Origin of the sequence: Streptomyces sp. NPDC091416 (assembly GCF_044756845.1) — a bacterium.
In the GTDB taxonomy this organism is placed as follows: Bacteria; Actinomycetota; Actinomycetes; order Streptomycetales; family Streptomycetaceae; genus Streptomyces.
Genome location: NZ_JBIVTU010000002.1, coordinates 767,125 through 781,424 on the forward strand (window position 1 = coordinate 767,125; position 14,300 = coordinate 781,424).

General features: G+C 70.2%; 12 protein-coding genes. 6 read left to right on the forward strand and 6 right to left on the reverse strand.

Annotated elements, in window-relative coordinates; all coding sequences use genetic code 11:
* Nucleotides 1–6: 6 nt before the first annotated feature.
* Nucleotides 7–1,152 (reverse strand): 4-hydroxyphenylpyruvate dioxygenase, encoded by a 1,146-nt coding sequence (gene hppD, locus ACIQMX_RS10325; RefSeq protein ID WP_363068162.1) that lies wholly within the window; start codon nt 1,150–1,152, stop codon nt 7–9.
* Nucleotides 1,153–1,284: 132 nt separating this feature from the next.
* Between hppD and ACIQMX_RS10330 the strand changes: the two genes are divergently transcribed.
* The 5 genes from ACIQMX_RS10330 to ACIQMX_RS10350 are packed head-to-tail and all read left to right on the forward strand — an operon-like array spanning nt 1,285 to nt 5,534.
* Nucleotides 1,285–1,758, forward strand: coding sequence for an Lrp/AsnC family transcriptional regulator (locus ACIQMX_RS10330; RefSeq protein WP_363068160.1), 474 nt, complete (start codon nt 1,285–1,287; stop codon nt 1,756–1,758).
* Nucleotides 1,759–1,773: 15 nt separating this feature from the next.
* The gene (locus ACIQMX_RS10335; protein WP_219571267.1) at nt 1,774–2,421 is read left to right on the forward strand and encodes an ABC transporter permease; all 648 of its coding nucleotides are present in this window, start codon (nt 1,774–1,776) and stop codon (nt 2,419–2,421) included.
* The gene (locus tag ACIQMX_RS10340) at nt 2,414–3,676 is read left to right on the forward strand and encodes a betaine/proline/choline family ABC transporter ATP-binding protein (RefSeq protein WP_363068158.1); all 1,263 of its coding nucleotides are present in this window, start codon (nt 2,414–2,416) and stop codon (nt 3,674–3,676) included. The genes ACIQMX_RS10335 and ACIQMX_RS10340 overlap by 8 nt, the downstream gene beginning before the upstream one ends.
* Nucleotides 3,673–4,557 (forward strand): ABC transporter permease, encoded by an 885-nt coding sequence (locus ACIQMX_RS10345; protein WP_363068156.1) that lies wholly within the window; start codon nt 3,673–3,675, stop codon nt 4,555–4,557. The genes ACIQMX_RS10340 and ACIQMX_RS10345 overlap by 4 nt, the downstream gene beginning before the upstream one ends.
* Nucleotides 4,554–5,534, forward strand: a complete 981-nt coding sequence (locus ACIQMX_RS10350) for a glycine betaine ABC transporter substrate-binding protein (RefSeq protein WP_363068154.1) — start codon at nt 4,554–4,556, stop codon at nt 5,532–5,534. The genes ACIQMX_RS10345 and ACIQMX_RS10350 overlap by 4 nt, the downstream gene beginning before the upstream one ends.
* A 63-nt stretch (nt 5,535–5,597) precedes the next feature.
* Here ACIQMX_RS10350 and ACIQMX_RS10355 read toward each other — a convergent pair whose 3' ends face one another.
* The 4 genes from ACIQMX_RS10355 to ACIQMX_RS10370 all read right to left on the reverse strand — a co-directional run bounded on the left by ACIQMX_RS10355 (nt 5,598) and on the right by ACIQMX_RS10370 (nt 11,497).
* Nucleotides 5,598–6,386, reverse strand: coding sequence for a S16 family serine protease (locus ACIQMX_RS10355; RefSeq protein WP_363068152.1), 789 nt, complete (start codon nt 6,384–6,386; stop codon nt 5,598–5,600).
* Between the two features lie 377 nt (nt 6,387–6,763).
* On the reverse strand, nt 6,764–7,405 hold the full coding sequence (locus ACIQMX_RS10360; RefSeq protein ID WP_219571262.1) for an IclR family transcriptional regulator: 642 nt from the start codon (nt 7,403–7,405) through the stop codon (nt 6,764–6,766).
* Nucleotides 7,406–7,741: 336 nt separating this feature from the next.
* Entirely contained in the window at nt 7,742–9,754 is a 2,013-nt protein-coding gene (locus ACIQMX_RS10365; RefSeq protein WP_402476327.1) for a hypothetical protein, read from the reverse strand.
* Nucleotides 9,755–9,871: 117 nt separating this feature from the next.
* Complete coding sequence (locus tag ACIQMX_RS10370) at nt 9,872–11,497, reverse strand: WxL domain-containing protein (RefSeq protein WP_402476330.1); 1,626 nt, start codon at nt 11,495–11,497, stop codon at nt 9,872–9,874.
* A 290-nt stretch (nt 11,498–11,787) separates the two neighbouring features.
* Between ACIQMX_RS10370 and ACIQMX_RS10375 the strand changes: the two genes are divergently transcribed.
* Nucleotides 11,788–12,339, forward strand: a complete 552-nt coding sequence (locus tag ACIQMX_RS10375; protein ID WP_363068146.1) for a hypothetical protein — start codon at nt 11,788–11,790, stop codon at nt 12,337–12,339.
* Nucleotides 12,340–12,418: 79 nt separating this feature from the next.
* Here ACIQMX_RS10375 and ACIQMX_RS10380 read toward each other — a convergent pair whose 3' ends face one another.
* Nucleotides 12,419–14,245, reverse strand: a complete 1,827-nt coding sequence (locus ACIQMX_RS10380; RefSeq protein ID WP_402476333.1) for a DEAD/DEAH box helicase — start codon at nt 14,243–14,245, stop codon at nt 12,419–12,421.
* Nucleotides 14,246–14,300: the final 55 nt, after the last annotated feature.

Below are 14,300 nucleotides of genomic sequence, written 5' to 3' on the forward strand. Positions count from 1 at the left end.
CCGTGGTCAGAGGTTGCCGCGCTTCTCCTGCTCGCGCTCGATCGCCTCGAACAGGGCCTTGAAGTTGCCCTTGCCGAAGCCCATCGAGCCGTGGCGCTCGATCATCTCGAAGAAGACGGTCGGCCGGTCCTGGACCGGCTTGGTGAAGATCTGCAGCAGGTAGCCGTCCTCGTCGCGGTCGACGAGGATCTTCAGCTCGCGCAGGGTCTCCACCGGCACCCGGGTCTCGCCCGCCCACTCGCCGAGGGTGTCGTAGTACGAGTCCGGGGTGTCGAGGAACTGAACGCCCGCGGCGCGCATCGCCTTCACCGAGGCGACGATGTCGTTCGTGGCGAGTGCCATGTGCTGGACACCGGCGGCGCCGTAGAACTCCAGGTACTCGTCGATCTGCGACTTCTTCTTGGCGATGGCCGGCTCGTTGATCGGGAACTTGACCTTGAGCGTGCCGTCGGCGACGACCTTGGACATGAGCGCGGAGTACTCGGTGGCGATGTCGTCGCCCACGAACTCCTTCATGTTCGTGAAGCCCATGACCTTGTTGTAGAACGCGACCCACTCGTTCATGCGGCCGAGTTCGACGTTGCCGACGCAGTGGTCGATGGCCTGGAAGAAGCGCTTGGCCGGCGGCTCGACGATCGGGGCGGCGGCGACGTAGCCGGGCAGGTACGGGCCGTCGTAGCCGGTCCGCTCGACGAGGGTGTGGCGGGTCTTGCCGTACGTGGCGATGGCGGCGCGCACGACCGTGCCGTGCTCGTCCTTCGTCTCGTAGGGCTCCTCGATGCCCGTGGCGCCGTGCTCGACGGCGTAGGCGTACGCGGCGCGCGCGTCGGGAACCTCGATGGCGAGGTCGATGACACCGTCGCCGTGCGCCGCGACATGGTCCTCCAGGAAGTGGCCCCAGTCGGAGGACGCCTTGACGACGGAGGTGAGGACGAAGCGGGCGGAGCCGCTCGTGAGGACGTAGCTGGCGGTCTCGCGGCTGCCGGTCTCCGGTCCGGAGTAGGCGACCAGCTTCATGCCGAAGGCCGTCGAGTAGTAGTGCGCGGCCTGCTTGGCGTTGCCGACGGCGAAGACGACCGCGTCCATTCCCTTGACCGGGAAGGGATCGGCCTGCCGGGCGGTGTCAGGGGTGCTGTGCATCGTCTCAGTCATGTCCGAAGGTTCTCGCCGCTTCGCAAGGTGCGCAACAGTTCGAGATTTCACTGGTCAATCTGTCCACCACATGGCCATGATGGGCGGACGATCTGTACATGATGACCATCACAGGAACCTCGGAGGCCGGCAGTGGCGATCGATCGACTCGACGGGCGGCTGATCGTGCTGCTGGCCCGCGAACCCCGGATAGGCGTCCTGGAGGCGTCGCGCCGGCTCGGCGTGGCGCGCGGCACGGTGCAGGCGCGGCTGGACCGTCTTCAGTCCAATGGCGTCATCCGCGGTTTCGGCCCCGACGTCGACCCGGCGGCGCTGGGATACCCGGTGACCGCGTTCGCGACGCTGGAGATCAAGCAGGGCCAAGGCGCCGACGTACGGGCCCACTTGGGCAGCGTGCCGGAGGTGCTGGAGCTGCACACCACCACCGGGCACGGAGACATGTTCTGCCGGCTCGTGGCCCGTTCCAACGCCGATCTCCAGCGGGTGATCGACCGGGTTGTCGGATTTGATGGCATCGTCCGGGCCTCCACGGCCATCGTCATGGAGAACCCCGTACCCCTGCGCATCATCCCGCTCGTCGAACAGGCGGCGCAGGACACCGACTGAGCCGAGGAGTGACGTGTGAGCTTCTGGGAGTACCTCGGAAACCGGCACCAGCAGTTGCTCACCGACGCGTTCCAGCACGCCAGTGCCGTCTTCCAGTGCATGGTCATCGCCACCGTCCTCGGTGTCCTGATCGGGGTGGTCAGCTATCGCAGCGGCTGGGGCTCCTCGGTGGCGATCACCTCGACGGCGACCGTCCTGACCATTCCGTCGCTCGCGGCGATCGGTCTGCTGATCCCGCTGGTCGGACTCGGGGTGGCGCCGACGGTGATCACCTTGACGCTGTACGGGCTGCTGCCCATCGTCCGCAACTCCATCGTCGGCCTGCGCGGTGTCGACCCCTCGCTCGTGGATGCGGCGAAGGGCATCGGGATGTCGCGGATCACCCGGCTGCGCAAAGTGGAACTGCCGCTCGCCTGGCCGCCGATCCTCACCGGCATCCGGGTCTCGACCCAGATGCTGATGGGGATCGCCGCCATCGCCGCGTACGCCTCCGGGCCCGGCCTGGGCAACGAGATCTTCCGCGGCATCGCCTCGCTGGGCAGCGCCAACGCCATCAACTCGGTGCTCGCGGGCACGCTCGGCATCGTCATCCTCGCCCTGCTCTTCGACGCCGCGTACGTGCTGCTGGGGCGGCTCACCATCCCGAGGGGGATCCGTGTCTGAGACCGTCGCCGCGACCGAACCGGAACCGGCCGTCCACGCCACCTCCGGCGCGACCATCCAGCTGGAGGACCTGAGCAAGATCTATCCGGGCAACCCGAGTCCGGCCGTGGACAACGTGTCGATGGACATCAAGGCCGGTGAGACCGTCATCTTCGTCGGCCCGTCCGGCTGCGGGAAGTCGACCACCCTGAAGATGATCAACCGGCTGATCGAGCCGACCTCCGGCCGGATCCGGATCGGCGACGAGGACGTCACCGACATCGACCCGGTGAAGCTGCGCCGGAAGATCGGCTACGCGATCCAGTCGTCCGGGCTCTTCCCGCACATGACGGTCGCGGAGAACATCGGCCTCGTACCGAAGATGGTGGGCTGGTCGAAGTCGAAGGTGAAGGACCGGGTCGAGGAGATGCTCGACCTGGTGGGGCTCGACCCGCGCGAGTTCCACGGCCGCTATCCGCGCGCGCTCTCCGGCGGTCAGCAGCAACGCGTGGGCGTGGCACGGGCGCTGGCCGCCGATCCGCCGGTGCTGCTGATGGACGAACCGTTCGGCGCGGTGGACCCGATCACCCGCGACCACCTCCAGGACGAGCTGATCAGGCTCCAGCACGAGCTCCACAAGACGATCGTCTTCGTCACCCACGACTTCGACGAGGCGATCAAGCTGGGCGACCGGATCGCCGTCCTGCGCGAGCACTCGCACATCGCGCAGTTCGACACCCCGGAGGCCATCCTCACCAATCCGACGGACGACTTCGTCTCCGGGTTCGTCGGCGCCGGCGCGGCGCTGAAGCGGCTCAACCTGACCCGCGTGCGGGAGGTGGAGATCGCCGACTTCCCGACCGTGACGGTGGACGACCCGCTCCAGTCCATCTTCAACAAGCTGCGCAGCGGACCGCACAACGAGCTGCTGATGCTGGACCGCAGGAACCGCCCCTACAAGTGGCTGCGGCGCGGCGACCTGATGCGGGCCCGCGGTTCGCTGGCCCGCGCCGGGCAGCTGGTGCACGACACGGTGACCAGGGACGCGACGCTGCACGACGCGCTGGAGGCGGTGCTGACCGACAGCGGCGGGCGGGTCGCGGTGACGGGGCGGCGCGGCGAGTTCATCGGCGTCGTCGACATGCACACCCTGATGAACTCCGTGCACGAGCTCCTGGAGGCCGACCGGCTGACCGCCATCGAGCACCAGCACGATCTGGAGGAGCAGCGCACCCACCAGACCGTCCAGGAGCTGGAGGGCGGTGCGGGCACATGACTCCGTCCTCCATGTCCGGCCCCGGCTCCTCCCGGAGGGCCCCCGAGGCCGACCGGGACCGTCCGCCGGGCGAGCACGACGTCAAGGGTGTCGCCTTCCACGACGAGGAGGAGGAACCGGCCCCGGCGCCGGCCGGGCCGCAGCGCCGCTTCACCTGGCGCAAGCTCGTGGTGGTGCCGGCCGCGCTCGCGGTGGTGCTGGTCATCACGTACGTGTGGATCACGAACGTCGAGCTCGACTCGATCGCGGAGAACTCCCTCGCGGGCGACACGGTCCAGCTGCGGTGGTGGCAGCACGTCAGGCTGACGGCCATCTCCACGTTCTGGGTGCTGATCATCGCCATCCCGCTGGGCATCGCGCTGACCCGGCGCGGTCTGAGCAAGGCCGCACCCGTGGTCACGGCGCTCGCCAACATCGGGCAGGCGACACCGGCGATCGGTCTGCTGGCGCTGCTGGTGATCTGGCTGGGCATCGGCCCGTCGACGGCCATCACCGGCATGGTGATCTACGCGGTGCTGCCGGTGCTCTCCAACACGGTGGCCGGTCTGAAGGCGATCGAACCGACACTGGTGGAGGCGTCGCGCGGCATCGGGATGTCGGCCATGGGGACGCTCAGGAAGGTCGAACTCCCGCTCGCCGTCCCGCTGATCCTGGCCGGTGTACGGACCGCGCTGGTACTGAACGTGGGCACGGCGACCCTGGCCACGTTCGGCGGTGGCGGCGGGCTCGGTGACCTGATCACGTCCGGTATCCAGACACAGCGCATGCCGGTGCTGGTGCTCGGCTCCGTGCTGACGGTGGTGCTGGCCCTGCTGGTGGACTGGCTGGCCTCGCTGGTCGAGGTGGCGCTGACGCCGCGCGGACTGGAGGTCGGGCGATGAGGAAGCGACGCGTGCGTACGGTCCTGGCCGGAGCGGCCGCCCTGGCCCTGGCGCTGGCGGGGTGCGGGCTGAAGAGCGGCTCGCCGATGGTGGACGACGTGACGCCCGGCAAGCTCGGCGGGGGGAATTCGCTGGACGGCGCCTCGCTGACCGTCACCTCGAAGAACTTCAGCGAGAACATCATCCTGGGCCAGATGATCGGCCTGATCTTCAAGGCCGCGGGGGCGGAGGTCCTGGACCGGACGAACCTGCCCGGCTCGATCAGTGCCCGCGAGGCGATCGTCCAGGGCGACGCCGATGCGATGTACGAGTACACGGGCACCGGCTGGATCACGTACCTGGGCCACGCCAAGCCGATCACCGACCCGCTGGAGCAGTGGAAGGCGGTGCGCGACGCGGACCGGAGGAACGGGGTGACGTGGCTGCCGCAGTCCACGCTGAACAACACCTACGCGCTCGCCATCAGCAAGCAGAACAACGCGAAGTACCACCTGAAGACGCTCTCCGACGTCGCCGCGCTGTCGAAGAAGAACCCCTCGGCGGTGACGATCTGCGTGGAGAACGAGTTCGCCTCGCGCAACGACGGACTGCCCGGGATGGAGAAGGCGTACGGGATGTCGATCCCGGCCGCCAACATCAAGAAGATGGACGCCGGCATCATCTACACCCAGGTGTCGAAGTCCGACTCCTGCCTGCTGGGCGAGGTGTTCACCACGGACGGGCGCATCAAGGCGATGAACCTGGACGTGCTGACGGACAACAAGCACTTCTTCCCGAACTACAACGCGGCGCCCGTCATCCACACCGCGACGTTCGAGAAGTACCCGGTGATCGCCGCGCTGCTGGACCCGCTCAGCGCCCGGCTGACGACGGAGGTCGCGCAGGAGCTGAACGCCAAGGTGGACGTGGAGGGCGAGGACCCGCACGAGGTGGCGAAGGACTGGCTGATCGAGGAGGGGTTCATCGAAGGGGGGTGAGCAAGCGCCCGGCACCCGCACGCGGCGCCCCGCACGCGACACCCGGCGCCCGTACGGCCCGGATCAGCAGCTCGGGATCCGGCCCCCGTGCTCCAGCGCCCGCAGCGAGTCCACCGCGCCCTTCAGGGTCGTGACCGGGATGAGCCGGAGCCCCTTCGGCAGTTCGGACTTCGCCTCCTTGCACTCGGCCTTCGGTACGAGGAACACGGTCGCCCCGTCCCGTCGTGCCGCCTGCGTCTTGAGCGAGACACCGCCGACCGCGCCGACGTCGCCGTCCGCCTCGATGGTGCCCGTACCGGCGATGGTGCGGCCGCCGGTGAGATCGCCGCCGGAACCGTCGCCGTCGAGCTTGTCGACGACGCCGAGCGCGAAGAACAGCCCGGCGCTCGGGCCGCCCACGTCGGCCAGGTGCAGGGTCACGTCGACCGAGCCGGGCTTCTTGCCGAGATAGTTCAGTGCGGCGTCGACCGCGGACTCCTGCGACTGGGCCATGTCGTCGAGGTTGTGCTTCTCGATCTCCTTCTCGGAGCCGCCCGAGGGGTAGACGGAGTCGCGCGGCATGACCGCCCGGTCCGTACGGAACCAGCTGTCGATCACGTCACCGATCCCGACATCGGCGGTGGGCCCGGTGGCCACGATCGTCGTCATCCGCAGCTGGCCCTCGGTGGGCCGGGTCGGAGTGCCCTCGATGCTGATCACGGGGGTGCCCTGGTCGTCGCCGAGCACGTTCGCCGTCGTACCCGGCTGCGCCAGCGTGAACGGCAGCGGCGCGAAGGCGGCGACGCCGAAGAGGGCGAGGACGGGGAGGGCGCACAGGGCGAGGGTGCGGGGGCGCGAGTGGCGTGTGAACACCCACCCAATCTAACGGGCCACGCCGTGCGCCCGGCCGCGGGCACATCGGGCGGGGCCGGCGCTTGCCTTTCCAGCCCGCCCGGCGATTGAGGGCGCCTTTCCAGCCCGCCCGGCGATTGAGGGCGGAACCGGTGCTTCGGGGTGGGGCACTCCCCGGGAGCAGGTCCCCGCCGTGACCGGTTCCGTCCTCAAACGCCGGACGGGCTGAGTGTCGGCCCGAGGCCGGGGGGTGCCGACCGAGGCTGGGGCACCCGCCAGAAGCCGGGGGTTCCGATCCGAGGCCGGGGCACCCGCCAGAAGCCGGGGGCGCCGACCCGAGACCGGGGTACCCGAGGCTGGGGTACCCGAGGCCGGGGCACCAGCCCAAGCGCCGCGCGCTAGCGAAGCGCGTCCGCGACCTCGCGCGCCGCGTCCACCACGCGCGGTCCCACCCGTTCCGGCACCGCGTCCGCGAGCATCACCACGCCGACGCTGCCCTCGACCCCGGTCACCCCCATCAGCGCGGCCGCGGCCCCGCTCGCCCCCGCCTCCAGCTCGCCCTGGGTGAGCGTGAACGCCGTCTCGCCCACCGGCTTCGCCCGGGCGGCGAGGATCGCGCGGCCCGCGGCACCCCGGTCGAGCGGGTGGCGGAAGCCGGCCCGGTAGGCCACGTGGTAGTCCGTCCAGGTCGGTTCGACGACCGCGACGGCGAGCGCGTCCGTGCCGTCGACCAGGGTGAGGTGCGCGGTGGCCCCGATGTCCTCGGCCAGCGAGCGCAGCGCCGGCAGCGCGGCCTCCCGGACGAGCGGATGGACCTGGCGGCCCAGGCGCAGCACGCCCAGCCCGACACGTGCCCGGCCGCCCAGGTCCCGGCGTATCAGCGTGTGTTGTTCCAGGGTGGCCAGCAGACGGTAGACCACGGTGCGGTTCACGCCGAGTTTGTTGGACAACTCGGTGACCGTCAGGCCGTGGTCGGTGTCGGCGAGCAGTTTGAGGACACGCAGTCCTCGGTCGAGCGTCTGGGAGGTCTCCGCGGTCACGACGCCCTCTCCTCTTCGGTGAGCGGCGGCGGCTGTTCCCACGGGGTGTGCGCCACCGGTCCCAGCGGCGACGCACGGAGAGGCCGCCGGCCTGGCCAAGGCACCGGCTGCGCTCCGCGGCGGCACTGCCACGGGGCGTTCACATTTTTGGGACAGTAGCGAGCCAGTCCGCTCAGCGGAAGACCTCGTCCAGAATCCGGGCGCCCGAGAAGACGCGACGGCGGCGGAATCACATAACCGCCGGTCAGCGGGGCGTCGGCCGAACGACGCGGATCTACGCGCGTCCATGTCGGCCGACTCCCTCGCGACGCTCCGTACACCGGAGGTGAACCGGCGTTAACTCACCGTGAACAATTGCTGCACGGTTTTTCCGTTCACCAGCACCTCGCAGGCCCTGATCGCCTTCGTCGCCGGGTCCCGGACGGTGAAGTTGAGGGCGAAGGTGCCGTCGAGTCCGATGACCCGGGTGACGTAGGAGTCGGCGGTCTGCTTGCCGTCGGCGGTGCGTCCGGTGACGGAGACCGTGGCGACGGGCGCGAAGCCCCGGCCGGTCACCTGGACCACCGTGCCGGGCGGGCCCTCGGGCGGCGAGAGCGCGAAGGAGGCCCCGGCCGGGGCGGTGCCGTCCTGGACGGTGAAGGCGGCTGTCTCCGTGCGCGGGTTGACGAGGACCTCGCGGACCCGGATCGCGACGGTGTCGCCCGCGTTGACGGTGAAGGTCTGCGAGAACGCGCCGTCGAGGCCGACCACCTTGGTGCGTACGGAGTCCGAGGTCTTCGAACCGTCCGCGCGCAGCCCGGTGATGGAGACGGTCGCCACCTTCGCGAAGCCCTGGCCGAGCACGGTGACCGCGGTGCCCCTCGGTCCGGACGCCGGAGTGAGGACGATGTAGGTCGGGGAGACGGTCAGCTGGGTGAGAGCCTGTTGTCCGCCTGCGGTGACCTGGAGCGCGTAGACGCCGCGGGCGGTGGATCCGGCGGCGGTGACCGTACCGGAGAGGGTGCCGTCGGCGGCGATCCGCAGGGTGGAGCCGCTGATGCCGGCGGCGTTGCAGCCGGTGCCGTCGGCGGCGCACAGGGCGGCGGCGGGGGTGACGCCGGAGGGCCAGCCGCCACCGGAGACGGCGATCGAGCCGCCCGGCTTGACCTTGGCCGTGCCCGCGGAGAGTGTCGCGGTGGCCTCGGTGACGGTGAACGGTGTGGTCAGCAGGGTCGCCGGGTCGTTGGCCTCGTCGACCTGGATCGAGGCGATCGCCGGGTCCGAGACGGTGAAGTCGACGGAGAACGTGCCGTCGGGGCGGCTCTTCACATAGACGGCGGTCTCGTCGAGGGTCGCTCCGCCGGCGTCGAGGCCGACGGTGTTGATCCACCGGTCCTGGTAGTAGTCGCTGCCGGTGACGGTGATGACGCTGCCGACGGGTCCGCTGCCGCGGGACAGGGCGATCGCCCGGGGGCCGTCGGGGACGAAGGCCTGCACGGTCAGGGGCGCGGTCGCCTCCTTCGTACCGTCGCCGACCTTCACGAGGTACGAGCCGTCCGGCACCGTCCCGGCCGCGGCGAGCACGGCGCTGCCGGTCAGCTGCCCGGAGCCGTTGATCGCGAGGGAACTGCTCGCGAACTTGCCGGTGTCGCAGCCGCCGCCGTCCGCCGCGCAGAGCGAGGGCACGGGGGTCGCGCCCGCGGTCCAGCGGCTGCCCGACAGGGCGACCGCGGTGGACGGCCTGACCGCCGTGGTGGGGGCGATGAGGGTGGCGGGCTGGCCGGCGCTGCCCTCGGCCGTCACGGTGCCGATGGAGCCGCCGCCCGCGGTGACCTGGCAGGTGGTCGTGTAGTTGGAGCCGAGCACCTTCGTGCGGGTGATGTTGCGCAGCGGGGTGAAGGTGATCGGGCCGCTCGCGTTGGCGGGGATGAGGAAGTCCCCCTCGTACGGCGGGATCTCGATCGGCTGCCCGGACGGGACGTCGAGGGCGACCTCGGGCCCGGTGACGGTGACCGTACCCGTGGCGCCGCCGGACATGGCGAGGTCGACGCTCGGGGTGGTGGGCACGTCGTTGAGGCTGAGTCCGCTGGTGGCGGGCGACGGGCCGAGCGTCACCTTGGCGTGCACCTTGCCGCCCGGGTCGACGACGTCGGGGGTCAGCTCGATGGTGAACTGCTGGGGCCCGGTCGCCTCGCCCTGTCCGGCGGGCAGGGTGCAGTGGACGGTCGGGGTGATGGTGCCGGCGTGGGCGAGGGGTGCGAGCGCGATGGCCCCGCCGGTCCAGGCGAGTACGGCTCCGGCGCCGAGGGCGACGGCACGACGCCATGCCGAACTGCCCCGCCTTCCGGTGGGTCTGCGATGCGCGAACATGCGGCTCCTCCAAAGGAAACGGAATGTGAATGATCCGAATGCGAAATGGATGACGCCCGCCTGCTCCATTGCCGTACGGAACAGACGGGCGTCCTCGGTGCTTTCTCTCGCGATCCTTTACAGCAGGGTCAGCGTGAGGGTGGCGCTGTAATCTCCGGGCCGGGTGAATTCGGGAACCGTGAGGGCGAGTCCCGCCTCGGCGTCGAACTTCCCGCCGGTGAACGGACGTGATCCGTCCGGATTCATCCGGCAGAGGCTCGCCGCCTCGCTCCCGAGCACGGTGGGCGATCCGGCGACCGGCGCCCCCACGCTCCCGTCCTGTGCCGTGCAGGCCGGTGCCCACCGCACCGCTCCGGCCGGGATGGTGTTCCCGTCGGCGCTCGTGAAGGCGGTGAGGGTGGCGGTCAGGGACCAGCCGCTGTTCACGCCGCGGGCGTCCTGCACCTCCACCCGGTTGAGGTGGGCCCGCTGCACACCGCTGTCCGCGCCCAGGATCGTCGTCCCGAAGTCGACGGTGTCACCGTCCTGGGTCATGGACAGCGTTCCCGCCCTGACCTGGGTGGACAGTTGCTGCTCGGCCGTGCTGCCGTCCCCGCCGCCACCGGTGGTGACGGTGAACGGGGCGGTGCGTACGGTCGCCGGGTCGTTGCCCTCGTCGGCCTGGACGGCGGCGACGGCATCGGAGATCACGGTGAACTCGACGGCGAAGGTGCCGTCCGTGCCGCTCTTGACGTAGACCGCGCTGTCGTCGAGCGTGCTGCCCGCGGCGTCGAGGCCGATGACGTTGATCCAGCGGTCCGGGTTGTAGTTCCGGCCGCTGACAGTGATCACGCTGCCGACCGGGCCGCTGTCCGCCGACAGTTCGATCTCCCGGTTGCCGGCCGCGACGGCCTGGACGGTGAGGGGCGCGGTGGCCTCCTTCGTCCCGTCGTTGACCTTCACCGCGTAGCTGCCGTCGGGCACCGCTCCGGCCTCACCGAGGGTCGCGGTGCCGGTGAGCGTGCCGTAGGAGTCGATCCTGAGGGTGTGGGCGACGAACTTCAGCGGGTCGCAGCCCCCACCGCCCACCGCGCACAGCGACGGCACGGGAGAGGCGTCCGGGGTCCAGCCCGAACCGCGCAGTGCCACCTCGGTGTGCGGGCGCACCGGGTCCGCGGGGGCGGTCAGGGTGGCGGGTTCCGATGCGGAGCCCTCCGCGGTGACCGTGCCGACGGATCCGCCGCCGCCAACGACGTCGCAGGGCGTCTCGAAGACCGAGCCGAGCACCTTGGTCTGCGTCAGCGTACGGACCGGGGCGAACGAGATCTCGCCCGAGGCGTCCGCGGGAACCAGGAAGTCGCCTTCGTACGCCGGGATCTCGATGGGCACTCCGGCCGGAATGTCCATGACGAGCTCGGCGCCCCGCACGGTGACGGTCCCGGTGGCCCCGCCCGTCATCGCGAGGTCGAGGCTGGGGATGGTCGGCACGTCGTCGAGGGCGAGGCCGCTGGTGGCCGGGGACGGGCCCAGTGTCACCTTCGCGTGCACCTTGCCGCCCGGTTCGACGACGGCCGGCGACAGCTCGACGGTCATGTCCTGCGGCCCGGTCGCCTCACCCTGGCCCGCGGGCAGGACGCAGTGCACGTTCGGGGTCACCGTGCCGGCCGCGGCGGCGGCAGCCGGAACGGCCGGTGGGGACGGTGCGGCCGTCGCCCCGACGCAGCCCAGTGACAGTACGAAGCAGGCCGCGAGCAGACCGGTCACACCGGGTCTTCGTCGTCGGATCACCTGACACCCTTTCATGGACCATTGATTGCGCACATTGAGGAGGTCACGTGCAGAGAAGTCAAGAGAGAGCCGTTTGATCCTTTCGGAAATGCCCCAAAGGGATTTTGGAAGACGTTCCTCACATACCTGTTGACTTCTTCGAAGATCACCGTTTCACTGCTGCCGACATGCCGGGCCCGGCACCCAGATCCGCACGTACAGCGAATGTACCGAGTGCAGCGAGACGGCGGATCCACGGAATGCAACCGGAAGGAGTTCCACCCGTCATGTCGATCTCTTCCACCCGCACATCGCCCCGAAGACGCCTGCCGCTGGTCCTGGCGGCGGCGTGTTCGGCCGGCGCCCTGCTCGCCCTGTCGTCCCCGACCGCGTCGGCGGTGGTCCCGCTCACCGCGACGGCCACCTTCAACTGCGGTTCGTGGGGCAGCGGTCTCGCCACCCTGACCGCCGCCGACAGCGGCACGTCCAAGACCATCAAGGTCACGTCCACGGCGATCACGATGCCGGCGGGTACGAGTGCCGACCCGAACAGCATCACGACGACGCTCAAGATGTCCAAGACCTCGGGCGGCGTCACCAGTCAGGTCCAGTTCTCCGCGAAGCTCAACCCCGGTATGAGCGGCGGGAACCCGATCACCCTCGGGCCGCTGAAGCTCAGCTCCGGAACCCTCGCGGCCGGGGACAGCACCAACACCGTGGTGCTGCCCACGCCCCCGAGCTCCACCAACTGGTCACTGCAGATCGTGGCCTCGTCCCCGACGTCCGCCACCGTGCCGTGTGTGGCGACGTCAGCCCTGTCCGCTCCGTTCGTCTGGTAGCGGCCCCGGCATGACGCCGGCCCGGGGCGGGAACCGCTGTTCCCCGCCCCGGGCCGGTGTGTCGGCGTGCCCGGCCGGCTCACGTCATGCGGGTGGCCCACTCCTGGACCTTCTTGATCCGCTGCTCGATCTGTCCCGCCGTGGCCTCCGCGCTCGGCGGCCCGCCGCACACCCGGCGCAGCTCGGTGTGGATGACCCCGTGCGGCTTGCCGCTCTGGTGCGTGTAGGCGGACACCATGGTGTTCAGCTGCTTGCGCAGCCCCAGCAGCTGCTTGTGCGTGACCACCGGCCGGTCCTCGGCCGGCTTCTCCAGCAGGTCGGCCTCCGCGGCCGGTTTCTGCCGGCTGTGCGCGATCTGCCTGGTCTGGCGCTTCTGGAGCAGCAGCTGCACCTGGTCGGGTTCGAGGAGCCCGGGAATGCCGAGGTAGTCCTGCTCCTCCTCGCTGCCCGGGTGCGCCTGCATGCCGAACTCGGCGCCGTCGTACAGCACCCGGTCGAAGACCGCGTCGGACTCCAGCGCCTCGAAGGGCAGCTGCTCCTCGGTCTCCTCGTCCTCCAGCTTCTCGGCGTCCGAGAGGAGCTTGTCCTCCTCGGCGAACGGGTTCTCCTCGTCGCTGCCCTTCTTGGGCTTGTCGAGGACGTGGTCCCGTTCGACCTCCATCTCGTTGGCGAAGTCGAGGAGCATCGGGATCGTCGGTACGAAGACGGAGGCGGTCTCGCCGCGTCTGCGGGAGCGCACGAAGCGGCCGACGGCCTGGGCGAAGAAGAGGGGCGTCGAGATGGTGGTGGCGTACACGCCGACGGCCAGGCGCGGCACGTCGACGCCCTCCGACACCATGCGGACGGCGACCATCCAGCGCGATCCGTCCTCGGTGAACGTGTCGATCTTCTTCGACGCGGCCTTCTCGTCGGAGAGGACGACGGTGGGCTTCTCGCCGGTGACCTTCTTCAGGATCTTGGCGTATTCGCGGGCCGACTCCTGGTCGGTGGCGATGACGAGCCCGCCCGCGTCCGGGATGCCCTTGCGGACCTCGGTGAGCCGCTTGTCGGCGGCGCTGAGGACGTTGGGGATCCAGTCGCCGGTGGGCGAGAGCGCGGTGCGCCAGGCCTGCCCGATGGCGTCCTTGGTCATCGGCTCGCCGAGCCGGGCGGCGATCTCGTCCCCGGCCTTGGTGCGCCAGCGCATGTTGCCGCTGTAGCTGAGGAAGATGACCGGGCGGACGACGCCGTCGGCGAGCGCGTTGCCGTAGCCGTAGGTGTAGTCGGCCGAGGAACGCCTGATCCCGTCGTTGCCCTCCTCGTACGCGACGAACGGGATCGGGTTGGTGTCGGAACGGAACGGCGTGCCGGTGAGGGCGAGCCGACGGGTCGCCGGGTCGAACGCCTCCTGGCAGGCCTCGCCCCACGACTTCGAGTCACCGGCGTGGTGGATCTCGTCGAGGATCACCAGGGTCTTGCGCTGCTCGCACCGGTTGCGGTGCAGCATCGGGCGGACTCCGACGCCCGCGTACGTGACGGCGACCCCGTGGTACTCCTTGCTCACGGGGCCCGCGCTGTACTCGGGGTCGAGCTTGATCCCTATCCGGGCGGCCGCCTCCGCCCACTGCTTCTTCAGGTGCTCGGTGGGCGCGACGACGGTGATCTGCTGCACGACGTGGTGGTGGAGCAGCCATGAGGCGAGGGTCAGCGCGAAGGTGGTCTTGCCGGCGCCGGGGGTCGCGACGGCGAGGAAGTCGCGCGGCTGCTCCTGGATGTACCTCTCGAGGGCGCCCTGCTGCCAGGCTCGCAGCTTGCCGGCCGTGCCCCAGGGGGCGCGGCCGGGAAAGGCGGGTGAGAGGTGGTGGGAGGCGGTAGTAGTCACGGTCTCCGGTTCGGGTCTCTCGGGTACGTGTGGTGCTGTCCGCATGGACCGGGACGGGCCCGTACGCGATACGACAACCGGGCCACCTTACCGGGGGGCG